Below are 24667 nucleotides of genomic sequence, written 5' to 3'. Positions count from 1 at the left end.
ATGCGCGTCTGCATTGTGTACTCTTCCCGCACGGGCAACACCCGCGCCGTGGGGGAATATCTTTCCGGGCGTCTTGCCCTGCCGCTGTATTCCGTGGAAAACGCTCCGCACTCCGGCTACGACGCGCTGGTGCTCGGCTTCTGGGCCTGGCGCGGCGGTCCCGACGAGGCCATGCGCGCCTTCATGGAAACCCTGCACGGACAGAGCGTGTTTTTCTTCGGCACCATGGCCGCCTTTCCCGATTCTCCCCATGCCGGACGCTGCGCCCGGCTCGCGGAAGCGCTGCTGGAGAGCCGGGGCTGCCGTGTGCTCGGTCATTTTTTCTGTCAGGGACGTCTTGATCCGCAGGTGCTTGAGAGAAGCACGCATCCGCGCACGCCCGAACGCATGGCCCGTCTGAACGAGGCGGCCAGGCATCCGAACGCGCAGGACTTCCGGCTTGCGGAAGAGAGCGTGCGGCGCGCGCTTTTGCGTCTCAGGCAGGCGGCCTGAGAAAAGACGTTCCGAAGTTCGGCGCTCGAAGAGGGATCGCGCGGCGAGCGGCGTCGAAGATTCGCGCCGCAGCCGGAGAGTCGAGGAGGCTCGCGGCGTCGGACTGCCGGGCCTGCCGCCACAGGGGAGTGAGGCCGAAGCCATACGTGCGTGCTTTTTGCGTGCGCGCAAGCGGATCTTCGGTTTTGCAGGCGGCAGGCTTCCGGCCCGAAACGCGTCCCTTCAGTCCTGCGGCGCAAATCTGCCCCTTGAAAAAATCCCCTGTTCGGGCACAATGTGCCTCTCCGGAGGCGCGACGAAGTCCGTTTCCGTCTTTCTTTTTTTCGTGCAGCGAGTCAGGGGACATGTCCGAACAGCTTTTTCAGCTTCATTCTTCCTTTGCGCCCACCGGGGATCAGCCCGCCGCCATCGACGAACTTGTCGCCAACCTGAACGCCGGCATCCGCGATCAGGTGCTTCTCGGCGTTACCGGTTCCGGCAAGACGTTCACCATGGCCAACGTCATTGCCCGCACCAACCGTCCGGCGCTCATCCTTGCCCACAACAAGACGCTCGCCGCCCAGCTCTACGGCGAGTTCCGCGCGCTTTTTCCCAAAAACGCGGTGGAATATTTCGTTTCCTATTACGACTACTATCAGCCCGAAGCCTACGTGCCGTCTTCCGACACCTACATCGAGAAGGATTCGGCCATCAACGACAACATCGACAAGCTCAGGCACGCCGCCACCCACGCGCTTCTCACGCGGCGCGACGTCATCATCGTGGCCTCGGTGTCGTGCATCTACGGCCTCGGTTCGCCGGAATATTACGCCAGACTCATCATTCCCGTGGAGGAAGGGCAAAACGTCTCCATGGAAAGCATCATCAGCCGTCTGGTGGACATCCAGTACACGCGCAACGACTACGACTTCCATCGCGGCACCTTCCGCGTGCGAGGCGACGTTCTGGAGATTATTCCGGCCTACGAAGACGAAAAGGCCCTGCACATCGAATTCTTCGGCGACGAAATCGACGCCGTGCGCGAAATTGATCCGCTCACCGGCGAGGTGCTGGGACGCATTTCCAAAACGGTCATCTATCCGGCGAGCCATTACGTTTCCGACCGGGACAACCTCGTGCGCGCCATGAGCGACATCCGCGACGAGCTTCGGGATCGTCTCGTGCAGTTCAAGGAAGGCGGAAAGCTCCTGGAAGCCCAGCGGCTTGAGCAGCGCACCCAGCTCGATCTGGAAATGATGGAGGAACTCGGCTACTGCAACGGCATTGAAAACTATTCCCGCCACCTCGACGGGCGCGCGCCGGGCGAGCCGCCGTCCACGCTGCTGGACTACTTTCCCAAGGATTTTCTGCTGTTCGTGGACGAATCGCACATGAGCATTCCGCAGGTGGGGGCCATGTTCAAGGGCGACCGCTCGCGCAAGAACACGCTGGTGGACTACGGTTTCCGTCTGCCTTCGGCGCTGGACAACCGCCCGTTGCAGTTCGCCGAGTTCGAGCAGCGCATAGGGCAGAGCATTTTCGTTTCCGCCACGCCCGGACGCTGGGAACTGGACCGCAGCGCGGGACTCGTGGTGGAACAGGTCATCCGTCCCACGGGGCTTCTGGATCCGCCGGTGGAAATCCGCCCCGTCAAGGGGCAGATGGACGATCTGCTCGGCGAGTGCAAGGCGCGCGCGGCAAGAGGCGAGCGCGTGCTCGTCACCACGCTCACCAAGCGCATGGCCGAAGACCTCACCGAGTATTTCAACGACATGGGCGTGTCTTCGCGCTATCTGCATTCGGACATCGACACGCTGGAGCGCATCGCCATCATCAAGGCGCTGCGCGCCGGAGAATTCGACGTGCTCATCGGCATCAACCTGCTGCGCGAGGGCCTCGACATTCCCGAAGTGTCGCTGGTGGCCATTCTGGACGCGGACAAGGAAGGTTTTCTGCGTTCCACGGGCGCGCTCATCCAGACCTTCGGCCGCGCCGCGCGCAATGCCGACGGACGCGTCATTCTCTACGCCGACAAGGTGACCCCGTCCATGCAGGCCGCCATGAGCGAGACGGAACGCCGTCGCAGCAGGCAGATCGCCTACAACGAAGAGCACGGCATTGTTCCGCGCACCGTCATCAAGGCGCTGGAAAATCCGCTGGACAATCTGTACGGCAAGGATGAGGATGGCGCGACGAAAAAGGGTCGGGGCGGCAAGAGTGCCGACAAGAAGGGCAAGACCGGCAAGGGACGCAAAGCACAGGTGGCCGCGGAAGAGACGCCGCATTCTCCGGCAGATATTGCAAAGCTCATCGAGGAGCTGGAAAAGGCCATGCGCGCGGCGGCCAGAGAGCTGGAGTTCGAGCGCGCGGCCGAGCTGCGCGACCGGGCCCGCGCCCTGCGCGAGAGACTCTACGTCAGCGGAGAAGAGGAAGAAGGGCAGAACTGAACGCCGTTCTGCGCCGAAGAACATATCCTGGTTTTCCGGGAACCGGGCCGCATTCGCGCGCCCTGCCAACGCACAGCGCATCTCGCGCTCGGGGGATTATCATTCCATGGCGGAACACAAAAAGAATTTTTTCAGCGGTATGCACGACGGCATTCCCATTGCGCTGGGCTATTTTGCCGTGTCGTTCACGCTGGGCATCGCCTGCCGCAACATCGGACTTTCGGCCTTTGACTCCACGCTGATGAGCTTCACCAATCTGACGTCGGCCGGGGAATTCGCCGCGCTCGGCATCATGGCCGCGGGCTCTTCCTTCTGGGAAATGGCGCTCTCACAGTTCGTCATCAATCTGCGCTACATGCTCATGTCCTGCTCGCTCTCGCAGAAAATGGCTCCCGAAACGCCCATGTATCACCGGCTGCTCGTGGGCTACGGCGTGACCGACGAAATCTTCGGCATTTCCGTGAACGTGCCGGGCAGGCTCGATCCCTTCTACGTGTACGGCGCGGTGAGCATCGCTTCTCCGGCCTGGGCGCTCGGCACGCTGTTCGGCGTCGTGCTCGGCAACGTGCTGCCTTCGCGCATCGTGGTGGCGCTCAGCGTGGCGCTGTACGGCATGTTCATCGCCATCATCGTGCCCCCGGCCCGCAAGGATCGTCTGCTCGGCATGCTCATTCTCGCGTCCATGGCCCTGAGCTGGATTTTCGCCCGTCTGCCTCTGTTCAGCGGCATTTCCGGCGGCATGAAGATCATCATTCTTACGGTGCTCGTTTCCGGCGCGGCGGCCTTCCTCTTCCCCGTGGACAGAGGTCTCGCAGGCGACAACCCGAAAAACGACGGCGGCAACGGAGGCGATCATGCGTGACACTCTTGTTTACATTGCCGTGATGGCGCTCGTGACCTATCTCATCCGTGTGCTTCCCCTCACGCTCATCCGGCGCGAGGTGCATAACGTCACCATTCGCTCGTTCCTCTATTATATTCCCTACGTCACCTTGTCTGTCATGACGTTTCCGGCCATACTGGATTCCACGGGCAGTCCGATTTCCGGCTTTGCCGGTCTGGCGGCGGCCGTGGCGCTGGCCTGGTTCGGCGCCAGTCTGTTCAGCGTGGCGGTGGCGGCCTGCGTGCTTGTCTTTGTGGTGGAGCTGTTCGTCTGCTGAGTGTCGGCTGCCCGCAGAACACAGCCCGGCGAGGAGCGTCCGTTGCCGGAAGCGGAGGGATTATGGGCGAAGCCGTCTTTCACGTCGTCAATCGCGAAACCTGGGCCAGAAGCGCGTATTTCGACTACTATTTCAAGACCATCAAGTGCCGCTACAATCTCGGAGCCGATCTCGACATAACGAATCTTCAGAGGTTCAGGCGCGAGAGGGGGCTGAAGTTTTTCCCCGTCATGCTGTACGTCGTCATGCGGGCCGTGAACGCGCATGAGGAATTCCGCATGGCCTTCAACGAGCGGCATGAGCTCGGTTTCTGGGAGGAGCTGTGCCCCTGCTACACGCTCTTTCACCCGGAAACGGAAACCTTTACCGACATCTGGAGCGAATACTCCGGGGATTTTTCCCGCTTTTACGCCACGGTGACGGAAGACATGGAGCGCTACCGCCATGTGACGGACAAGATCAAGGCGCGCGACGGGCAGCCGCCCAACATCTGCCCCGTGTCCAACGTGCCGTGGCTGACCTTCACGCATTTTGCGCAGGATTCCTACGCCGAAAGCGAATTCTTTTCTCCGCTCATCAAGTTCGGTAGGTATGAGCAGCGCGGCGAAAAGCTCGTCATTCCGGTGTCGGTTTCCGTCAGTCACGCCGTGGCCGACGGCTATCATACCTGCCGCCTCATCAACGAGATGCAGGACATGGCGCTAAATCCGGAGGCGTTTTTGTCCTGAGCTGCGGGCGGCAACGGCCGTGCGGCCAAAGTCCGCTGTTTTCGGGCGTCATGCGCGTCTTCATCCTTTCGCGGGATGGGGACGCGTTTTTTTACCTTTGCGGGGGATGAATGAGCCGGCCCTTGTCGTCGGCAAGGCCTTGCAGAAGAATGCGGTTCTTTTTGTCGAAGCGCAGCACGGCGAAGGCGGCGTCTTCATAGTATATGCCGAGATCCCCTTCAAAATGCCAGCGGCGCGGCAGGCGGAGTCGATGGTCGCCGAACGCCGTTTTTTCCACGGTGAGGGCGGGTCCGGCAACAAAGCTGCAGTCCGTTCCTTCCAGAAAGCCGTCCGGTAGAGGACTCGCGGTTCCGTGTGCGTCAATTTCGAGCGGCAGACAGCCGGGGCCGATCGGACCTCGCGGCAGACAGCAGTCTGCCTCGTAGTGGAGATCCATGGAGTCGTCGAGCATGAAGATCTGTCTGTCCTGCGGTTTGAGCGGAAGCAGCACGGGGTTTCCTTCGTGAAGCAGATGCAGCCTGTCCCAAATGAAGGCGGAAAAAAACAGGGTCAGAATTGCGGCGCACAGGGCAAAGGGCAGAGCCTGCCGCAGAAGGGGAGCGTTCGGGATGTCGGAAGCATGGGAGCTGCGGGAGAAGGCGTGATTTTTGTGTTCCATCCAGAGTCCGGCGAGAAGCAGGCAGAGACCGGGAATCCCCAGAGACAGGATTTTGGAGCGGAAGGAGAAGATCGGCGCATAGTACAGCACGATGTTGTTTATGATGAGGGCCAGAGCTCCGAAGAGAAGCATGGTTCTGTCGATGGGAGAGGGGGCGTCGTTTTCCTCGGCGCGGGGCCACGGTCTGAGTCCGCCCACGCCTGCGGCAAGAAGGTTCAGGGCGACAAGATTTTCCAGCGTGCACAGATGCCACAGCGCCAGAAGAATGAAGGCGGATGCTGCAAGTTCCGCAGGCCGGGGACGGGCGGGGCTTGAAGAAGGCGGACGACGCAGGAGCATGATGCCCAGATTGAGGGCGGCAAGAGAGATGGCGATTTTTTCTTCCGGGCTGTCGAAGTTCGTGAGAAGGGGCAAGATGAAGGAAAAGGATGAAGAGAAGAGGGGCAGCGCGACGAGGCAGGCGAAGGCGGCGGGGCGCAGAAAGTTGCGGGGAAATCGGCCGAACGCGGCTGCGACGAGCGGAAGAAAGCAGAAGAAAAACAGGGGAAGTGTGAGCGTGGTGTGCGCGGTGGCAATCAGCGGAACGAAAATAATGGTGGAGGCAAGCGCCCAGAACACGGCGGAGAAGCGCAGCGGCGCGTAGTCCAGAACGAGATAGAGCGCAACGGCCGTCGCCCAGATGACGGGCAGTACAATGGAGGGCGGATACTCGTCGAGCAGGCCGATGTGAAGGCAGAACGTGCCGCCGGTGACGAGCACGGCGCCGAACACGGCGAAAAAGACGCTTTTTCTGCGAAGTTTCCACAGCAGCACGCCTCCCGGGGTATAGACAAGTCCGGCAAGGAGAAGCGTGCTGGTGAAGTCGGCGCAGGAGAAGAAGACCGTTGTTGCAATCAGCAGCGAAAGAGCGGCGGCAAAGCCTCCAAAAAGAGCGGGGGCATGGGCGAGGGCAAGATGGAGACGCGGATGTTTGGTCCGCTGCGGAAACTTCGGCAGGGCGAAGACCAGAAAAAATGTGCAGGCGATGTTTGCAAGCAGAAACAGGGCGGCCTTGTCCGTGGCGGGAAGAGGCTCCAGCAGGCGGAACAAGGCGGCGTTCAGCAGCACGACGCCGCACAGGGCGAGTTCGCAGAGCGCGAGGGCGTGGCGGCTGCGCAGGGCTGCCGTGAGCACTGCGGCCAGTGCAAGCGGCCCGGCGACGAGCTCCGGCAGAGCGGCGTGATACTCAAGGGGCAGAAAGAGTATGCAGAACGTGCATAGAGCCGTGCTTTCCGCCAGCAGCAGGGTGAGCGGCAGGGCAAGCCAGGCATTCAGGCCGGGAGAGCGGCGAAGCCATGAGGGCGGCAGCAGCGCCGCAACGCAGGCCGTTGCAGCTACCAGAAGCGGCTTCAGAAGGTGTGAGGTGCAGGAGTTGCGCCAGAGCTCCAGAACAGGCTCGGAGCAGACGGCCGCGGAAAGCAGCAGAATGAGAAGATTCCAGAGCGGAGCGCGGCGGCGCAGCAGAAAAAGCGGCGCCGTGCTTGCCGCCCAGATCAGGCAGAAGTCCCGGAAAGTGTCGCCGCTTTGGAAGGTCTGTCCGAAAACGATCCAGAATATGCCTGTGAAGCTTGCGGTGGCGAACAGGGCCGTGGATGCGGCTGCTTCATGCCGTTTTCGTTCAGCGATCAGGGCAAGGATCAGGCAGAGGGCGATGCCGGCACCGGCCAGGGCAAATTTTGCGGCGGCCGGCACCGCGTGCCAGTACCGTGAGAAAACATAGACGGCGGAGGTCAGCGTGAGCGCAACGCCTGCGGCAAGGGTAGTCAGGCCGAAAAGGCGCGAGGGAGAGGAGATCGTGGACATGGCGGCTCCGTCCGGCGTGCGGAAAGAAGGGCACGGCTGATAAGGGACGACTGCAGCGATTGAAGCACGATTTCTACCGCAAATGCAAGGGCGGTATGCTGGCGGCCGTCTTTCGTGCGCAAGGTGTTTGCCCTGAGGTTAGCATTTTTCCCGAAATGTCGTTCTATCATGGAGCCGTGTCTGTCTTTTCGCTACGGTGCGGGAAAAAAGGAGAATTTCATGCAGGCACGGGAAATTGTGCAGAAGCTGGCCGAAAAGGCCGATATCCGCATCAACGGCGACAGGCCGTGGGACATTCAGGTTCACAACGACGAGCTGTACGCAAGAGTGCTCAAGCAGGGCACGCTGGGGCTCGGCGAAGCCTACATGGACGGCTGGTGGGACTGCGAGGAAATGGACGCCATGTTCTGCCGCGCGCTGCGGGCCCGCCTGGAGCAGGCGTTTTCGCGCAACATGCCGTACTGGCTCACGGAAGCGGCGCACGCGCTGTTCAATCTGCAGAGTCGCGCCCGGGCGTTCATGGTGGCCCGCGCGCATTACGACACCGATCCTGCGCTTTTCCGGGCCATGCTCGGACCGACCATGCAGTACAGCTGCGGCCGCTGGGAAGACGTGGAGCAGACGGGGGCGGCAGGTCTCGACGAAGCGGAGTGGAACAAGATGGAAATGATCTGCCGCAAGCTTGCGCTGGAACCCGGCATGACGGTGCTCGACATCGGGTGCGGCTGGGGCACGCTTGCGCTGCACATGGCCGAGGAGCACGGCGTGCAGGTGACGGGCATCACCGTGTCGCGCGAGCAGCTCGCCTTTGCGCAGGACAAGGCCGCCTCTTCCGGCGCGGACGTGGAATATCGCCTCATGGACTACCGCAGCCTGCGGGGCACCTGGGACAGAGTGGTGTCCGTGGGCATGTTTGAGCATGTGGGCAGGCGCAACTATCGGGAGTTTATGGACGTTGTCCGAAACTGCCTGAAACACGACGGCCTTTTTCTTTTGCACAGCATAGGCAGCAACGGGGCGCTCGGGGCGGGCGCGGGCGCGGATCCGTGGCTGACGCACTATATTTTTCCCAACGGCATTCTGCCTTCGCCTTCCACGCTGGTGGACGCGCTGGAGCGGGACTTCATTCTTGAGGACTGGCAGAATTTCGGCGTGGATTACGACAAGACGCTTATGGCCTGGTATGAGAACTTCGAGCGAGGATTCCGTTCGGGGGCGTTTTCCTGCACGGAGCGTCAGCGCCGCATGTATCATTATTATCTGCTGTCCTGCGCCGGAGCGTTCCGCGCACGAAGCATTCAGCTCTGGCAGCTGGTGCTGAGTCCTGAAGGACTGCCGGGAGGCTACTGCCGAAAGACGCAGGGCTGATCTGCCCGTCGTCTTTTGCCGGAGCCTGCTTCGTGCGCGGAAAAGCGCGGGCAGACGATGATCGGCGCGCGTTTTTGCGCGTCGAAGGCGGCAGGCTCGGAAACGGGAAGAGCGTCTTTTCGGCAACGAAGGGGCGCTCTCCTTTTTTCAGGGGCGCGGCGCAGAAAGCGGAAGGTCGAGCCGGGCGTGCGGCATTGTCGCCTGAGCGCAGCATGGCGCTCAGTGTGCGACGCGTCGGCGAAAGAGAGGGAGGGTCGGCGTCAGGCGGGGAGCCATTTCAGCCAGAGCTTGCGCGTGCGGGGGCCGTCGCCCTCGAAAAGCCAGACGGCCTGCCAGGTGCCGAGCAGAAGTTCGCCGTTTTCCACAATGATCGTGACGGAAGAGCCGAAAAGACTGGCCTTGATATGGGCGTCGGCATTGCCTTCGGCGTGACGGAACATGCCGTTTTCCGGCACGCGGTCGTGGAAGAAGCGGGTCATGTCGAGGGCCACGTCGGGATCAAAGCCCTCGTTGATGGTGACGCCGCAGGTCGTGTGCGGGCAGAACACCACGAGCGCGCCGTCCTGCCAGCGATTTCTGCGCACGACCTCGCGCACTTCTTCGGTGACGTTCTTCATTTCTTCCCGCAGGCGGGTGGAGAGGGATATGGTTTCCATGATCACGCCTTGCTTCGGCAGTCGGCGCAGATGCCGTAGAGCACCATATGATGCGAGGTGGGCACGAAGTCATGCACCCGGCACACTTTTTCCTGAAGATTTTCGATGGCGTCGTTGACGAACTCTATTTTTTTACCGCACTTTTCGCACACCAGATGATCATGGTGATGCATGCCCACAGGTTCATAGCGCACCATGCCCTCTTCAAAGTTGACGGCGGAAGCAAGACCGGCTTCGCAAAGCAGCTTGAGGGTACGGTACACCGTGACCTGACCGATGGTATTGTCCCGGGTGCGCACCAGGAGAAAGAGTTCTTCCATGGACACGTGATCGTTGGCCTGCAGAAAGGCCTCCAGTATCTTCAGGCGCTGCGGCGTGACGCGAAGGCCTTTTTGCTTGAGATAGTCGGAGAACTTGCGCTCCATTTCTGCAAGATGTTTTTCCATAGCGAATCCTTTGCGGGTATAGAGTCTCCCATAAATACTCGCTTAAACCGCTCCGGTCAATGGAACGGAACGACGTGGTTTTCGGCGGAAAAACGCAGGTCGGAGAAAGCCCCGGCCCGCGTTTCATGCGCTTCGGCTCGGCCAGGAAGAGAGAGGCGCTGGGCGCTAGCGCAGACCGCTTCTGGTGCTGTCGTCCAGAACGCGCAGCCAGACCGCCTCGGGAGCGAACATGACCGCTCCGTGAGCGTCGGTGAGCCACAGCGCGCCCCATTCGCCTCCGGGCGCGAAATTCAGCGTGCAGCCGTTGGCAAAGCGTAGACAGAGCTGTTCGCGTTCGCGGCCCTCGTTCCAGATGCGGGAGGAGGAAACGTCCGCGAGCCTCTGACCGATGACGGAAGAAAATACCGCGCTGAGATCGCGGGGATACACGGCGTCCGCTTCGAGCACTTCGTCGGGAAGCCTTCCGTCCATCATGCGCAGGCTGCCGCCGCCGTGAAAGCCGAGTTCCACGCGCACCATGCCGAAATCGAGGGCAAAGGGCTCGTCGCCGGACACATAGACTTCCCGCCAGCCCTGCACATGATCGTTGGGTTCGCCGATGGAGTAGAGGCGGTTCAATGAGCGCACGCGGCGCAGCGGCGCGCCGATGAGATGCGCGTTGATGAAGGCCTGACGAAGCTCTCCGCCGTCCTGCCCGGCCACGCGGCCGTCGGAAGTTTCGGGAGTCTGTTCGGTCTCTCCGCCTTCCTGTCTGACGGGCTCGCTCTCCCCGGCCTCGTCCGCGCGCTCTTTTTCGCGATCGGCAACGGGAGCGGATTCGCGCGCAAGGGGGGCTTCCGCCATGTCCGCCTCGTCTTCCGCGCCGCGGCCGGGCTCTTCGGCCGGTTCCTGATCTTCGCTGGGGCAGGCTTCGGGCGATTCCTGCCGGGAGACGGTGCGTCCGCCTTCGGGCGCGGGAGAGGCGTCGTCGGCCGGACGGGGCGCGGGCGGGGTCAGGCGGGGCGTGAAGGGGAGGCCGTGCTCCCGCAGGGACTGCTTCAGAAAAAGCTGCACGGCGGTGGACAGATCCAGGCCGAGTTCGCGGAAAAGAGCGTCGGCCCTGGCGGCAAGTTCAGGGTCAAGAACAATGGTTTCAGGCATGACGAGTCTCGTGGTTCAGGTTGACCCTCGGAGAGGGCCTGATCATTATTGTCCCGCCGGGCGCTGAAATCAAGCGCTTGCGGCCGATGCGGGCTTTTCGTATGCTTTACGGGTATGAGAGGGCCTTCAGGCCCAGGAGCCGGAGCGAACATGAAACTGGCGGTTGTGGGTTCCCGGAACTTTTCCGATTATGCATGGATGGAGCATTGTCTGCTCCGTCGTTTTTCCGTGGAAGAGATCGACGCCGTCATTTCCGGCGGGGCGAGGGGCGCGGACGCCCTTGCGGCGCGTTTTGCCGGAGCGCATGGTCTGCCGCTGCTCGTTGTTCCGGCGGACTGGAAGGCGCACGGCAAGAAGGCCGGACCTTTGCGCAATACGGACATCGTTGCCCGGGCCGACGCGCTGGTCGCTTTTTGGGACGGCGTGTCCCGCGGCACGCGCGACGCCATCGTCAAGGCGCGCCTGGCCGGAAAGCGCGTGGAAGTGTTTCCCTGCGCGCGGGCGGCCGGTTTCCTGATCGCAGACGAGGCGGATGCGTCCGCTCCGTCGAAAGAGGCGAAGGATCAGCGCTGAGCGTTCGCCAGAAGGTCGGGGCGGGCGGCATTTCGACGGGGCCTAATCCTCGGGGAATGCGGCTGAAAGAAGGCCTCCTTCCGCGTATTCCTGCACGGGAAGCTCTTCCGCCAGCACGTCGAAAAACGGATGCCGTTTCCAGTCGCGCCGATTGCCCACCACGTAGATGAGCGAGCGCGCCCGCGTGAGGGCCACGTTGAGCATGTTGGGCGTGCGCGAGGCCCACTGCCTGCTGCCCCATCCGGCCTGACCCGGCGCGGAGCCGAGCACGAGAAACACGATGTCCGCTTCCTTGCCCTGAAAGGTGTGAATGGTGCCGCAGCGCACGCGGTTTTCCGGAAAGCGCATGGCCCGCAGCAGCAACCGGCAGTGCCGCGCCACCTTGCGGAAGGGCGAAATGACGAACACCGAGGCTTCCTGCGGGCCGTTTGCCCCTTCAAGTTCCGGCCACTTCGCCTGGAGCCTCAGCAGGCAGTTTTTCAGACAGGCGAGCTCTTCCTGCACGAGCTGGGCGTCGGCCATGTGGCCGCTCACGTGAAACCAGCAGCTTGGGCCGAGCAGCGACCGGATTGTGGGAAACGAGGTCTGCGCCTGCACCATCTGCCCGTCGTAGGCGATGCGGTTGGAAACGCCGAACATGGGCTCCGCGCAGCGGTAATGGGCGCGCAGAGGAAAGCCCGTCCACACGCGGCGGCCCGCGGTTTCCATCCATGCGCCGAGCACGGAACTGCGGTCGGCCAGCGTCTGGGCGGACTGACTTTCCGGCGACCAGTGTTCAAGATGCAGTCCGCCTCTCTCCTGCCTGGCGCGCAGCGTGTTGAGCAGGCCTTCCGGCTGCGGAACCACGGGTTCTATCTGCTGCGGATCGCCGATGACGGCGGCCCGGGACGCTCGCCAGAGCGCGCCTGCCGCGCTCTGCGGCGTGGCCTGACCGGCTTCGTCGAGCAGCACCCAGTCGAGCGAGCCCTGCCCCATGCCGGAGAACACGCGTCCGAACGACGCCAGCGTGGACGACACCACGGGCACCATGAAGAACAGCGCGTTCCAGATGTCCGCGCTTTCCGCTTCCTCCACGGACGCGCCCCGCAGATAGCGCGTGATGATGCCGATGTTGGCGGAACATTCCCGCGCGCAGGATTTGATGGTCCATTCATGCAGGCGCAGAGCCTGAAGAAAGAGCAGAGAACGCAGGCGTTCGAGCTCTTCGTCGTTCCATACGCTTTTGAGCTGCCAGTCGGGCTGACGCCAGAATTCACGGCAGGGCGCGCGCAGCGCTTCGCCGCCGCTTCGATCCCTGCTCATTTCGTCCTGCGCCCTGCGGGCCAGTTCTTCCAGCGCCTCCAGCCGGTCGGCCAGTTCCAGCGCGGCCCTGTTGTCTTCTCCGGCCTCGGCCCGGAGCACGCGGCTTTTTTCCATGAGCGCCATGAACTGCCCGAGAAGCGAATGTTCCTCGGACCTGGGCTTGTCTTCCGGGCCCGACGCCTGTTTGACCTGCTGCGCCAGCTCTTGCCTGCGCCTTTTGAGCTCGGCGGCCGTGGCCAGAAAATCTTCCCTGGCCTGACGCCAGCGGCGCAGGGCGTCCTGCCTCGCGTCGTAGGAGCGGAAGGCGTCCAGCACCTGCTTCATGCCGGGCAGGGAAATCTGACGTTCCTGATCGCGGAAACCCCAGAAAAACGCGCGGGCGAACTGCTCGCAGTTCCAGGCGGAACCGAGCACCGCGGAAAGCAGGCCCCAGGCGGGGCGCGGCGGCTCTTCGCTGTCGGCGGGCGTGAAGGCGGCGTTCACCGCGCTGGCCACTTCGGGAAAATAGTCCGCGTCGGGAAAGGCGCGACGGCACACGGCGTCTTCCGAGGGCAGAAAGCGCGTGATGTTTTCCACGGCGGCGTTGTTGCTGCTCGTAACCACCATGCAGGTGCCGCGCATGATGTCGCGCCGCAGCGGATAAAAATCTCCCGAAGATGCGGCAAAGGCCTCGAAGGGGTTCTTGAGCGCGGCAAGTCTGCGGGCGCGTCGGACCACGAGCTCGGCGGCCACGTCGCAGAGCAGTCTGGTCTTGCCCGTGCCCGGAGGCCCGTTCACCGCCGTCAGATTGCCGTGCAGAATTTCCGTGACCGCCCCGAGCTGCGCGGGAAGCAGATGCTGGGAAGGCGGAAACGGCCAGCGTCCGTCGGGCAGGCGTTCGAGAGAGAGCGCCTTTTCGCGCGCAAGACGGCTTTCCTCGCCGGGAGCCAGCACGTCGCAGCGCTTGCGGGCGTTCTTTTCGCCTTCCAGATAGCGGGCGAACACGCCCGTGAATCCGCGCCTCGCGAGCGCCAGCAGATGATCGAGATCGGAAAGATAAAAGGAGTTGAGCAGATCGTTCTGCACGTCGTCGATGCGCCGCCCCTTGGGATCCGGCCGGAAATACACGGAGCGCACCACGATGCGCGCCTCTTCGCCTTCCATGTCCGTCATGCGGAAAAGACGCTCGATTTCCTCCTGAATCCACGGCCAGCGGAAGGGCTCGGCGCGCGAGCTTTGACGCCGGTCGAAATCGGACTGCATGCTCAGCATGTCGGCGGGAAGCTGATCGAGACTCTTGTCCGCCAGACAGCGCGCAAGGCCGGGCACGAACGAGGCCGGCACGTAGCTTTCCGGCACGGGCTCTCCCGTCATGTCCAGCACCACGGCGGCCAGGCATCCTTCGCCGAGGCCGGGCTCTTCCGGGCGTTCGGGACGGTTTCCCGTCTTTTCCAGAATGATGTCGGAAATGTGCTGGCGGGCGAGCACGCCGAGATAGACGATGTGCCATGCCGCGACAAAGCCCGACGGCAGCGGATGAAACCACGGGAGCGCGCCGTCGTCCGTTCCGGGAGCGGCGGGGGCCTGGCCCCTGCCTGAGGCGTTCGGCGAGGAAAGCGCCGCAGACACCGTTTCCCAGCGCCTTGCGCCGGTCACGGGCGGACGCGAGGAACGCGGCACTTCGGGAATGATGAACACTTCCGTGTCGCGCCAGAAACGCAGAATCGCTTCGTTCCTTCGGCGCAGCGCGTCCTCTTCGGCCTTCCTTTTGGCGTCCGCGGCAAGTTCGGCCGCGCGTTCCGCCTTTTCAAGAGAGGCGTCTTTCGGGGCGCTGTCTTTGTTCAGCATGGCAAGCGCCTGGGACACGAGATCCGAGTCCTTCGAGGCGGCCGGGGCGCTTTCTGCACCGCGCTGAGCTGATGCGCCGCGCCTTGCCTGCGACGTCTTCGGTGCGGCGGCGCTGCGGGCAGCGGGGCGCGTTTTTGCCGCGGGCGCTGTCTCCGGAACTTTTGTTGCAGCCGCAGGAGATGCCGGAGCTTTGGGCGCAGCCGTGGGTTCCGGGCATTCGCCGGTGTCGGCCAGCGCCAGAAACGACGCCGCCATCTTGCGCACGCCGTGCCTTTTGAACTGCACCATGACCTTGCCTTCGATGACGGCCAGCACTTCTCCCGGGCCCCACTGCGGCATGGACGGATTGATGACGATGTCTCCCGTGCGAAATTCCATGCGCTAACCTCTCTCCAGAGCCTTCTTGGTCTTTTTGGTGGGAATCGCGGCAAGCGGATCTTCCGGCCAGGGATGCTTCGGGTAGCGGCCCCGCATTTCCGCGCGCACGGCGGCGTAGGCTCCGCGCCAGAATCCGGACAGATCGCGCGTGACCTGAAGCGGGCGTCCCGCGGGAGAAAGCAGATGCACGGTGAGGGGGCATCGGCCGCCGCACACGGCGGGCGTGTCCTGCTGCCCGAACATTTCCTGCAGCTTTACGGCCAGCACGGGGCCGCCTTCGGGAAGATAGTCGATGCGCACCAGAGAGCCGGACGGCACGCGAAGGTGTTCCGGCGCTTCGCGGTCGAGACGCCTCGCCTCGGCAAAGGGCAGCAGCGCATGCAGGGCTCCGGTCAGATCAATGGAGGAAAACTGCGCGCGCCTCGTGACGCCGGAAAGCCACGGACTCAGCCAGTTGTCGAGCGGCGACGACTTGAGCCCGGCCATGAGCGCCTCGTCGCTCACGTCGGGCCATGCTTCGCCGTCCATGCGGCGCATGAGAAGCACGCGTGCCTGCCATTCGCGCAGTTCCTTCGTCCACGGAAGGCATGCCGGGCCGAGATCCGCCACGGCCTGCGTCACGGCGGAAAGGACCTTGTCCGCGGGCAGATCGCGGCCCCGCAAAGGCTCGTCGCTCAGCACAAGGCTGCCCAGCAGCGTTCTGCGCCGCGCAAGCACGGTCTCGGTTCGGTCGTCCCAGCGCACGACGTCCTCTTCCCGGAGAAGGTCGCCGTGCAGCTCTTCCAGCGTGCTCTTGTCCAGAGGCGCCGCCAGATGAATGCGCCCCGTGCCCTGCGCGCCGCCGTCCATGGCGGCCACGGCCAGAAAAGGCGCGTCGGCAAGGGCGTCTTCCGGGGGAAGCTCCGCGCCGCGGCCGGAGGCCAGTCGGAACTTGCCGCGTTCCCGGCGCTGGGCCATGCGCTCCGGCCAGGCCAGAGAAAGCATGGCTCCCGCGCTCTCTTCGTCGCGGAACACGTCGTTTATGGGAAACGCGCCCTTTCCGCCGGAGAGCGAATAAATCTGCTCGGCGGCGCGGCGCAGGCGGGTGGAGCGGCGAAGTTCGGCAAGGCGGGGGCGCACGTCGCAGCCGGAACCGGAGGAGCGCTCTTCCACAAGCGCGGCAAGGGCGGCGGCAAGCGGCAGATGCTCTCCCGCAAGCAGGGCCATGTGCGCAAGGCGCGGATGCATGGGCATGCGCGCGAGCGCCTCGCCGTGCGAAGTGAGCGCAGATCGTCCGTTGCTTTCCCGGACGGCTCCCAGAAGTTCCAGCGTCTGCCTGGCCTGCGCAAGCGAGGCTTCCGGCGCGGGGGTGAGAAGCGGAAGTTCCTGCGGCAGCGAACCCCAGGCCAGCACGTCGAGCAGAAAGGGCGCAAGATCGGCGTCCAGAATTTCCGGGCGGCGCGAGGGCAGAAGCACGTCGCCTTCATGCCAGAGGCGCACGCAGATGCCGGGTTCCACACGGCCTGCGCGGCCTGCGCGCTGATCGGCGGCGTCCTGCGTCACGCGAACGGTGACGAGAGCGCTCATGCCCGTGGCCGGAGAAAAGCGCGCCGTGCGGGAGAGACCGCAGTCCACCACCACGCGCACGCCTTCGATGGTGAGGCTGGTTTCCGCAATGGAGGTGGCAAGCACCACCTTGCGCTTGCCGGGCGCGGCGGGCGCTATGGCGGCGTCCTGTTCGGCGGCGGAAAGATCGCCGTAGAGCGGATGCAGGGAAACGTTGTCGGGCAGATTGGCGAGCATGTCCGCCACGCGGCGAATCTCTCCCTGACCGGGCAGAAACACGAGCATGGAGCCTTGCTCTTCGGCGAGCATCCGTTTCACCGAGGAGGCCGTGTGGGCAAGCAGCGCCTCGCGGCCGGAAAACGTGCCGAAGGAGCCGGAGCCCGCAGGGCAGGGGGAATAGCGGATGTCCACGGGCCACATTCTGCCTTCGGCGCGGATCACGGGGCAGGGGGCAAGCAGCGACGAGAGCTCTTCCGCGTCCAGCGTGGCCGACATGACGAGAATCTTGAGATCGGGGCGCAGCGCTTCCTGCGCTTCGAGGCAGAGGGCGAGGGCCGTGTCCGCCTGCAGGGAGCGTTCATGAAATTCGTCGAAAATGACGCAGGAGACGCCGGAGAGCTCGGGATCGGACACGAGACGGCGGGTCAGTATGCCTTCGGTGATGATTTCCACGCGCGTTTCGCGGCTCACGCGGCTTTCCAGGCGGACGCGGTAGCCGACGCGCCGCCCCGCAGATTCCCCGAGAGAGGCGGCCATGTAGCGGGCGGCGGAACGCGCGGCCAGCCGACGGGGCTCCAGCATGAGAATGGAGCCCTGCATGTGCTCCATGAGCATGAGGGGTACGCGCGTGGTCTTGCCCGAGCCGGGAGGCGCGACGAGCAGGGCGCGGTTGTGGGTGCGGAGGGCGTCAAGAAGGGCGGGAAAGGAGGATTCGACAGGCATGTTCATGCGGGAAATGTAGCGGGAAGCGGAGAAAAAGAAAAGGCGCACCCCGAAGGGCGCGCCTTTTTATGCGGCAGAAAGGCCGGGGCTACTTGGACGCGGCGGCGTGCTTCTTGCCGGTGAGCACGGGCAGAGCCTCGCGCACGAGGAAGATGGCAAGAATGAACAGAATGGCCGCAAGACCGGCCTGCAGGTAGGCGGCGAAGAGGTCGCCCTGGCCGGACGCGATGACGAGGATCTTATCCTTGAAGGTAAGGGCGAGGGAGGTCAGGGTCACAAGAATCATGAACACCATGGGGAAGATGAACATCTTGTGATTGCGGGCGGCGTTCTTGAGCCACGCGGCCACGGCCAGCAGGGCCAGACCGGCGAGCAGCTGGTTGGACGCGCCGAAGAGCGGCCACACCTTGGACCATCCGCCCATGCCGAAGGCGATGCCCACGATGACGGTGAACCCGGTGGAGAGGTACTTGTTGCACAGAAGCTTGCGGATGCCGGTGACGGTTTCAGGCGTTTCGCCGGGGTTCAGCCAGAATTCGGTGAACATGTAGCGGGCGAGTCTGGTGCCGGTGTCGAGGGAGGTCAGGCAGAAGGCGGACACCGAAAGGATGAGCAGACCGTAGGCGGTCTTCTGCGCTTCGGGGCTGGAGAAGCCGACCACGGCGAGCATTTCGGAAATGCCGCGGGCGAACACGGCGGTAGGCGGCATCTTGAAGGCGTCCGCGCCGGCCTTGGAGTAGATGTAGCCGATGGTGATGAGGGACACGATGGCGAGGGCGCATTCCACGAGCATGGCGCCGTAGCCGATGATCTTGGCGTTCTTTTCGCTGTTGAGCTGCTTGGAGGTCGTGCCCGAGGAGATCAGGGAGTGGAAGCCGGAAATGGCGCCGCAGGCGATGGTGACGAAGAGCACGGGGAAGAGGTACTGACCGTTCACTTCAAAGCCGACGAAGGCGGGCAGATCGAGGGTCGGATTGGCGGCGAACACGCCGATCACGGCCGCGATCATCATGGCGTAGAGCAGAAACGAGCTCAGGTAGTCGCGGGGCTGAAGCAGAATCCACACGGGGGTGACGGAGGCCACGAGAATGTACACGCCGATGATGTACATCCAGGTGTCGCCGGGAAGGTAGATGGGGCACTTGAGTCCGATGACGATGCAGGCGATGAGCACGATGATGCCGACCACGGTGCAGAAGCCGAGCGACATGTTCTTGCGATACACGCAGAAGCCGAACACCACGGCCATGAGAATGAACAGCAGGGAGATGGTGGCGGTGGAGCCGTTGGCCTCGATGTGGGAGCCGTCGGGAGCGAAGCCGTTGAAGGTGCTGGCCACGATGGAGGCGAAGGCGGCGATGACGAGCAGCAGCGCAAGGTAGGCGAACACGATGAACAGACGCTTGGCGCGCACGCCGATGTTCTGCGAAATGACTTCGCCTATGGATTCGCCCTTGTGGCGGATGGAGGCGAAGAGCGCGCCGTAGTCATGCACGGCGCCGAAGAAGATGCCGCCTATGATGATCCACAGCAGGCAGGGGAGCCATCCGAAGAAGGCGGCCTGAATGGGGCCGTTGATGGGGCCCGCGCCGGCGATGGACGAAAAATGATGACCGAAGAGCACGGGAGTCTTGGCGGGAACGTAGTCCACGCCGTCCTGCATGGTGATGGCGGGAGTAGGTCTGTTTTCATCCACGCCCCACTGTTTGGACAGCCATGAGCCGTAGAAGACGTAGCCTGCGATGAGGCAGGCGAATCCGCCGATGAGAATGACAACGGAACTCAATTTAAATCCTCCTCAATTGAGTTAGCACTTTCCCAGATTTCCGCGTAGGAACTGCGCGAGTTCCCTTCCTGCCCGGTTGACGGCGACCTCGCCCGTGGAAAGATTCAGCGCTGCGGCGCGAAAATCCATCCAGCCGTGCAGGGAGAACAGAAAGTCCTTGTGATGGCGGGTGCCGCGTACGGCTCCGGCCGCCTGTTCCGTGACGCTGTCGCAGATGAACAGGGCCGTGATGAAGGACGATCGATGTTCGATGTGCGGACGTATTTTTGCCATGCCAAGCTCAAGAGCCTTCCCCCGGCATGACTCGTAAAGATCCGCACTCAGTTCGGGAACGGAGAACACATACACGAATTCGTTGATTTCTGCGCGCCAGAGCCTGACCTTGCGGGACAGCACGAAGCACTCGTCGGTGGAGTGAAAGGCGTAGCAGGCGGCAAGCAGCGGCGCGCCTGAGTCAACGGGCTCTTCGTCGAAATAGACGGAGTAGGCGTCGCTCAGTTTGGCGAGCATGCGTGTTCTGCTGACGGGCATTTCTTTTCTCCTGACTTGCGGCTCCCGGAAGGACGACGCGTGTGGGCCGAAACGGTTCTGGAGCGGCGCGGGGCCCGAATTGTTCAGGCATGTCCGCGCCGGTTCGGCGCGCCGTACCCCGTGGGAACAAAGGGGGTACAGGCAACTTACAATATCATGGAAAAATATTGGCGCACAAGGAAAAATAAGGTTGTGAAAAAATAAATTAGTTGTGATGCGATGGTATTTTTTTGTCTTTACGTTCTGAAAATTTTCCGTTGAAGAGCGGTCCGGACAAAGAATGACAAGGGATGCAGAGACTTTTTCTCCGCATGGCGGATGCAACGTCACTGTATGTGTCAATAATAGAGAGCCCGGCATGCGGATGCTGTGTGATATGACATGTTCATAAAAGATATGATGACATGACGAATGCTTCTCCGGAAAAACGCGTTTCTGGCGTGCGCCTTGCATGCGGCGTCGAGCCCCGGGAAAAGGGGGTTGAGACGACTTTTTTCGGACGGCAAAATTTTTTGCGGCGCTTTGTCGGCGAAGCTGTCTCGCGCTGCGACGCGAGGCGGGGGGCGAGGCGTTGTTCTGTCCGGCGACGCTCCGGCGCGGCGCTCTTTAGAAGCGTTTTGCCTGAATGCTGCATGCCGGCGAAACGAGAATTGCAGAGGGGAAGCTTAAAGTTTCGCCCCGGCGCTCCGGCGATGACCGCAGGCGGACGCTGAAGCCTCCGTCGGTCGCTGCTTAGCCCCGGCGTTCGGGCATGAAAAAAGACGCGACCGGAGCCGCGTCTTTCTTGCTATGGGAGGAAAATCGATCAGGCCCTGGCCAGACCGTTCAGGAAGTTCTGCGCTTCTTCCTGCATCTTCTGGAAGTGTTCTTCGCCCTTGAAGTCTTCCATGTACAGCTTGTAGATGGGTTCGGTGCCGGAAGGACGCACGGCGAACCAGCCGTCGTCGGTGACCACCTTCAGGCCGCCGAAGGGCGCGTTGTTGCCCGGAGCCTTGGTGAGCACGGCCTTGACCGGCGAGCCGGCCAGGGTGGTCATGGTCACGTCGTCGGGAGAGATGGTCTTGAAGGCGGCCTTCATTTCCGGCGTCATGGGCGAGTCGATGCGGCGATACACGGGCGCGCCGAACTTTTCTTCGAGTTCATGATAGAGCACGGAGGGATTCTTTCCGGTCTTGGCGGTGATTTCCGCGGCCAGCAGGCAGAGAATGAGGCCGTCCTTGTCGGTGCTCCAGGGCAGGCGGTCGGCGCGCAGGAAGGAGGCTCCGGCGCTCTCTTCGCAGCCGAGGCAGCAGGTGCCGGAATGCAGGCCGGGCACGAACCACTTGAAGCCCACGGGCACTTCCATGACCTTGCGGCCGTGGGCTTCGGCCACGCGGTTGAGCATGGAGCTCGTGACCACGGTCTTGCCTATCATGGCGTCGGGACGCCAGTTTTTGCGGAAGCCGTCCTTGCTGTCGCGGATGAGGAAGTCCACCACCACGGAGAGGTAGTGGTTGGGATTCATGAGGCCTTCGGGCGTGACGATGCCGTGTCGGTCGGAGTCGGGATCGCAGGCAAAGGCGATGTCGAAACGATCCTTGAGCTTCAAAAGTTCGGCCATGGCGTAGGGGGAAGAGCAGTCCATGCGGATTTTGCCGTCGTGGTCGAGGGGCATGAAGCGGAAGGTGGGATCGTACTGATTGTTGGTGTTTTCGATGTTCAGTCCGTACTTTTCGGCGATGGGGGCCCAGTAGGCGAGGCTTGCGCCGCCCAGGGGGTTCACGCCCAGCTTGAGGCCGGAGGCGGCGATGGCGGGAAAGTCGATGACGTTGCAAAGATCGTTCACATAGCAGGAAACGTAGTCGTGATCCTGCACGAGGCCGGAACGCAGCGCCTTGTAGAGGCTGATGCGCCTGACGTCCTTGTTGCCGTCTTCAAGGAGCTGATTGGCGCGGTCCTGAATGCGGGCGGTGAGGGTGGTGTCGGCCGGGCCGCCGTGCGGGGGATTGTACTTGAAGCCGCCGTCCTGAGGCGGATTGTGGGAAGGCGTGATGACGATGCCGTCCGCCGTGGCGGTGGACTGCCGGTTCCAGCTGAGGATGGCGTGGGAGATGGCGGGAGTGGGGGTGTAGCCGTGGCCGGTCTGGACCATGGTGACCACGCCGTTGGCGGCGAGCACTTCCAGAGCGGTGCGCCAGGCGGGTTCGGAAAGGGCGTGAGGATCTTTGCCGAGGAAGAGCGGACCGGTGACGCCTTCGGCCTTGCGCACGTCGCACACGGCCTGCGTGACCGCAAGAATGTGGGCTTCGTTGAAGCTGGTGCGCAGGGAGGAGCCGCGATGTCCGGACGTGCCGAAGCTTACGGCCTGTTCGGGAATGTCGGCGGAAGGTTCATAGGTGTAGTAGGAGGAAATGAGAGCGGGAATGTCGGTGAGCTGGTCGGGGCGGGGCAGTTTGCCCGCCTGAGGATCAAGGGCCATGGCGAGTCTCCGGAAAATGGCAGAGGTGACAGAATGCTTTGCCGTCAGACTACACGGAAAGGCGGAGCTTGTTAATATGGGAGAGAGGCGTTGCGGGGCATTGCGCGCAAGATTTTTCCGCCCGCAGGGGGAGGCTTTTGCTGGTCTGCCGGATGCGCGCGGAAGCTCGACCTTCGCGATGCTTTCCGGGTCTGCGGCGGTCGCGCGGAAGGCTCCCGCACAGGACGCGCGAAAGAGGCCCGAAAATCCGGAGGCGTCGGAGAACTTGTCGGACCATGACCGGACGACGTGAGATGGCGGGGCAACGCTGCGTTCCGGGGCAGGAACGGCGGGCTTTTGGCGGGCGCTACGTTCGCGGATGCTCCAGCCCCCAGATGCGGATGAGCTTTTCCCGTTCTCCGGCGTCGGGCAGCAGCGTGCGGAGCAGTGCATGAAAGGCGGGGCCGTGATTCATGGCCCTCAGGTGGCACAGTTCGTGACAGATCACGTAGTCGATGAGCGGCAGGGGCATTTCCACAAGCTGGGCGGCAAGGGTGATGTCGCCCCGGACCGAGCAGCTTCCCCAGCGGCGTTTGAGGCTGCGCACGGTGAGCGAATGCGCGGCGGCGCTGTCGCCGAGCGTCTTGCGGACGTGCTCATCCAGGCGGGTCAGGCGTCGGCCCAGCATCAGGCCTGCCGCCTCGAGCCTCCAGCGCAGAAAGGCCCTTTCCACGGCGCGGTCTCTGGCCTCGTCGTCGAGGCCGGGGTGCAGACAGGGCAGTTCCAGCGTATTTCCTAGAAAATGTGCGCGGGCGTTTCGCCGGGCGGGAACCGGGCGCAGGGTGAACGCTCTGCCGAGGTAGAGCGCCGTGGAGCCTTCACGCGCGGGAGCCGGCACGCCTCGATGCTCGGCAAAAAACGCGCGCTTTTCCCGCACCCAGTCCAGACGGGAGCGCACGAAGGCGAGCACGTTTTCCCAGGGGATCGACGCCGGAGCCTTGACGCGCACCGAACCGTCGGCGCGAACCGTCATGCGCAGGGTGCGGCAGCCGTCGCGCTGAAAGAGAAAGGAAAGGTCGGCGTCGGGCAGGGTGACGTTTTGCTCTTCGAGAATGCGCCTGGCGTTTTTTTGTCTGGAGGAACGTTTTTTGCGGAAGGGCGTCAGCATAGCCACTTCCTGCTGGAGGGCAGAAGCAGGCAGGCGCAGCTTGCGACCATGAGCGCAAGAAGCAGGGCCATGACCGCAAGTTCCGCCGCTCCGGCTCCGGGCACGGCCTGCGCCATGTCCAGCACAAAAATCAGGCAGCAGCCTCCCCACGCCGGGGCAAAGCCCGCGTTGCCGCACACGGCGAGCACATGGCGCAGGGCAAAGAAGCGCCATGCCGCGGCGATCATGTTCTGCCTGCCGGCATGGACGATGGAAAGAGCGCCGGGGAGAACGAAGGCATGGACAATCAGCACAAGGAGAAATATCAGCGAGAGCGCGCCGAACGCCTGCATGGCGCGGGGCCTGGGGTCGGACGGGCCCGGACGGGGAAGCAGAACGACGGCTATTTTGTAGGAAACGTAGAGCAGCGGACAGGAGATGAGCGGAGCCAGAAATGCCGCCGCCATGGGCAGCATGAGTTCCGGCACCCGGAACCACTGGAAGATCGGCCTTGCGCCGATGAAGAAGATCACGGCGAACAGGGACAGGGAGAACAGCATGGCGCGGGCCGTTTCGCGCACGACGTCGCGCAGGGGGCGCGTGTGATCCGGCCAGCCGTGCAGCGCGGGCGGCAGAATCAGCGAGAGGGCGATGATGAGCGCAAAGGCCGTCCAGCCGGGCTGCGGAGCAAGACAGTCGTCCAGCGAGAGAAAATCGGCGCAGATGAGAACCAGCCATCCCGCAGAGGGGATGGCTGCCAGAGTGAGCATGAAAAGGGCGAAGAAACGGAGAATCATTCTTCGGCGGCGAGTCGCTTGAGCAGATCCTCCATGCCGACCACGCCCACGAGACGTCCGTTTTCCTGAACCGGCAGGGTGTAGTAGCGCTGTTCCACCATGAGCGTGGCGATTTCGTCCACCGTGGTTGCCGGCGTGATGGCGTGCGGATCGGAGCTCATGACCTCGCCCACCGTGCTTGCGGCCATGCGGCGCAGCTCACGGGAGAATTTGCCCGGCATCTGCATGGGAATGGCGCCGCCGAGCAGCAGAAAGTATCCCGGCGTTTCGAGCTTCTTGTCCAGAGAAATGAGGTCGGACTGCGTGAGTATGCCGATGAGCCGGTCGTCCTCCACCACGGGAAGTCCGTTGAAATGCCCGTCGAGCAGAAGCCGGGCCGCGTCGCGCAGGGTGGTGTCGCGAGTGACGGTAACGGGGTTCTTTGTCATGATGTCGGCGGCAGTCTTCATAAGTTTCCTCCAGCAAGGTTCTTTTTCTGTATAACGC

General features: G+C 63.1%; 19 protein-coding genes. 7 read left to right on the top strand and 12 right to left on the bottom strand.

Going from position 1 to position 24667, the window contains the following annotated elements; all coding sequences use genetic code 11:
• The 5 genes from Q0K02_RS02220 (at window position 1) to Q0K02_RS02200 (ending at window position 4806) form a co-directional block, all read left to right on the top strand.
• Window positions 1–492: a flavodoxin family protein gene (locus tag Q0K02_RS02220; RefSeq protein ID WP_294484656.1), complete on the top strand. Its 492-nt coding sequence runs from the start codon at window positions 1–3 to the stop codon at window positions 490–492.
• Between the two features lie 344 nt (window positions 493–836).
• Window positions 837–2918, top strand: a complete 2082-nt coding sequence (gene uvrB, locus Q0K02_RS02215) for an excinuclease ABC subunit UvrB (RefSeq protein WP_294484654.1) — start codon at window positions 837–839, stop codon at window positions 2916–2918.
• Between the two features lie 106 nt (window positions 2919–3024).
• Complete coding sequence (locus tag Q0K02_RS02210; protein WP_294484650.1) at window positions 3025–3780, top strand: AzlC family ABC transporter permease; 756 nt, start codon at window positions 3025–3027, stop codon at window positions 3778–3780.
• The gene (locus tag Q0K02_RS02205) at window positions 3773–4078 is read left to right on the top strand and encodes an AzlD domain-containing protein (protein WP_294484648.1); all 306 of its coding nucleotides are present in this window, start codon (window positions 3773–3775) and stop codon (window positions 4076–4078) included. The genes Q0K02_RS02210 and Q0K02_RS02205 overlap by 8 nt, the downstream gene beginning before the upstream one ends.
• A gap of 62 nt (window positions 4079–4140) precedes the next feature.
• Complete coding sequence (locus tag Q0K02_RS02200) at window positions 4141–4806, top strand: CatA-like O-acetyltransferase (RefSeq protein ID WP_294484646.1); 666 nt, start codon at window positions 4141–4143, stop codon at window positions 4804–4806.
• Between the two features lie 91 nt (window positions 4807–4897).
• Here Q0K02_RS02200 and Q0K02_RS02195 read toward each other — a convergent pair whose 3' ends face one another.
• Complete coding sequence (locus Q0K02_RS02195; protein WP_294484644.1) at window positions 4898–7306, bottom strand: DUF2157 domain-containing protein; 2409 nt, start codon at window positions 7304–7306, stop codon at window positions 4898–4900.
• Between the two features lie 219 nt (window positions 7307–7525).
• On the opposite strand from Q0K02_RS02195, the gene cfa reads away from it, so the two are divergent.
• The gene (gene cfa, locus Q0K02_RS02190; protein ID WP_294484642.1) at window positions 7526–8674 is read left to right on the top strand and encodes a cyclopropane fatty acyl phospholipid synthase; all 1149 of its coding nucleotides are present in this window, start codon (window positions 7526–7528) and stop codon (window positions 8672–8674) included.
• Window positions 8675–8934: 260 nt separating this feature from the next.
• Here the strand turns inward: cfa and Q0K02_RS02185 are convergent, their stop codons facing one another.
• From Q0K02_RS02185 to Q0K02_RS02175, 3 genes are all read right to left on the bottom strand, one after another.
• Window positions 8935–9330, bottom strand: a complete 396-nt coding sequence (locus tag Q0K02_RS02185; protein WP_294484639.1) for a secondary thiamine-phosphate synthase enzyme YjbQ — start codon at window positions 9328–9330, stop codon at window positions 8935–8937.
• Window positions 9331–9332: 2 nt separating this feature from the next.
• Window positions 9333–9776: a Fur family transcriptional regulator gene (locus tag Q0K02_RS02180; protein WP_294484638.1), complete on the bottom strand. Its 444-nt coding sequence runs from the start codon at window positions 9774–9776 to the stop codon at window positions 9333–9335.
• 165 nt (window positions 9777–9941) lie between these two features.
• Window positions 9942–10916, bottom strand: a complete 975-nt coding sequence (locus Q0K02_RS02175) for a hypothetical protein (RefSeq protein ID WP_294484637.1) — start codon at window positions 10914–10916, stop codon at window positions 9942–9944.
• Between the two features lie 150 nt (window positions 10917–11066).
• On the opposite strand from Q0K02_RS02175, the gene Q0K02_RS02170 reads away from it, so the two are divergent.
• A complete protein-coding gene (locus Q0K02_RS02170) occupies window positions 11067–11489 on the top strand; it encodes an SLOG family protein (protein ID WP_294484636.1) in 423 nt (140 codons plus the stop codon).
• A 42-nt stretch (window positions 11490–11531) separates the two neighbouring features.
• Here the strand turns inward: Q0K02_RS02170 and Q0K02_RS02165 are convergent, their stop codons facing one another.
• The 8 genes from Q0K02_RS02165 to Q0K02_RS02130 all read right to left on the bottom strand — a co-directional run bounded on the left by Q0K02_RS02165 (window position 11532) and on the right by Q0K02_RS02130 (window position 24630).
• Window positions 11532–14996 (bottom strand): DUF3553 domain-containing protein, encoded by a 3465-nt coding sequence (locus tag Q0K02_RS02165; RefSeq protein ID WP_294484631.1) that lies wholly within the window; start codon window positions 14994–14996, stop codon window positions 11532–11534.
• A 3-nt stretch (window positions 14997–14999) separates the two neighbouring features.
• Window positions 15000–17489 carry an ATP-dependent helicase HrpB gene (gene hrpB / locus Q0K02_RS02160; RefSeq protein WP_294484625.1) on the bottom strand — a complete coding sequence of 830 codons (2490 nt, stop codon included), beginning with the start codon at window positions 17487–17489 and terminating at the stop codon, window positions 15000–15002.
• Window positions 17490–17571: 82 nt separating this feature from the next.
• Complete coding sequence (locus Q0K02_RS02155) at window positions 17572–19269, bottom strand: carbon starvation protein A (RefSeq protein WP_294484622.1); 1698 nt, start codon at window positions 19267–19269, stop codon at window positions 17572–17574.
• A gap of 21 nt (window positions 19270–19290) precedes the next feature.
• Window positions 19291–19800 carry a hypothetical protein gene (locus tag Q0K02_RS02150; protein ID WP_294484619.1) on the bottom strand — a complete coding sequence of 170 codons (510 nt, stop codon included), beginning with the start codon at window positions 19798–19800 and terminating at the stop codon, window positions 19291–19293.
• 805 nt (window positions 19801–20605) lie between these two features.
• A complete protein-coding gene (gene pgm / locus Q0K02_RS02145) occupies window positions 20606–22258 on the bottom strand; it encodes a phosphoglucomutase (alpha-D-glucose-1,6-bisphosphate-dependent) (RefSeq protein WP_294484617.1) in 1653 nt (550 codons plus the stop codon).
• 346 nt (window positions 22259–22604) lie between these two features.
• Window positions 22605–23405, bottom strand: a complete 801-nt coding sequence (locus Q0K02_RS02140) for a SprT family zinc-dependent metalloprotease (protein WP_294484616.1) — start codon at window positions 23403–23405, stop codon at window positions 22605–22607.
• Window positions 23399–24181: a hypothetical protein gene (locus tag Q0K02_RS02135; RefSeq protein ID WP_294484612.1), complete on the bottom strand. Its 783-nt coding sequence runs from the start codon at window positions 24179–24181 to the stop codon at window positions 23399–23401. Before Q0K02_RS02135 ends, Q0K02_RS02140 begins: the two co-directional genes overlap by 7 nt.
• A complete protein-coding gene (locus Q0K02_RS02130; protein WP_294484609.1) occupies window positions 24178–24630 on the bottom strand; it encodes a CBS domain-containing protein in 453 nt (150 codons plus the stop codon). The genes Q0K02_RS02135 and Q0K02_RS02130 overlap by 4 nt, the downstream gene beginning before the upstream one ends.
• Window positions 24631–24667 lie beyond the last annotated feature (37 nt).

The sequence above is a fragment of the uncultured Mailhella sp. genome, assembly GCF_944324995.1.
Lineage (GTDB): Bacteria > Desulfobacterota > Desulfovibrionia > Desulfovibrionales > Desulfovibrionaceae > Mailhella.
The sequence above is the reverse complement of the archived record's forward strand: the minus strand, read 5'-3'. Positions and strand labels throughout refer to the sequence as shown.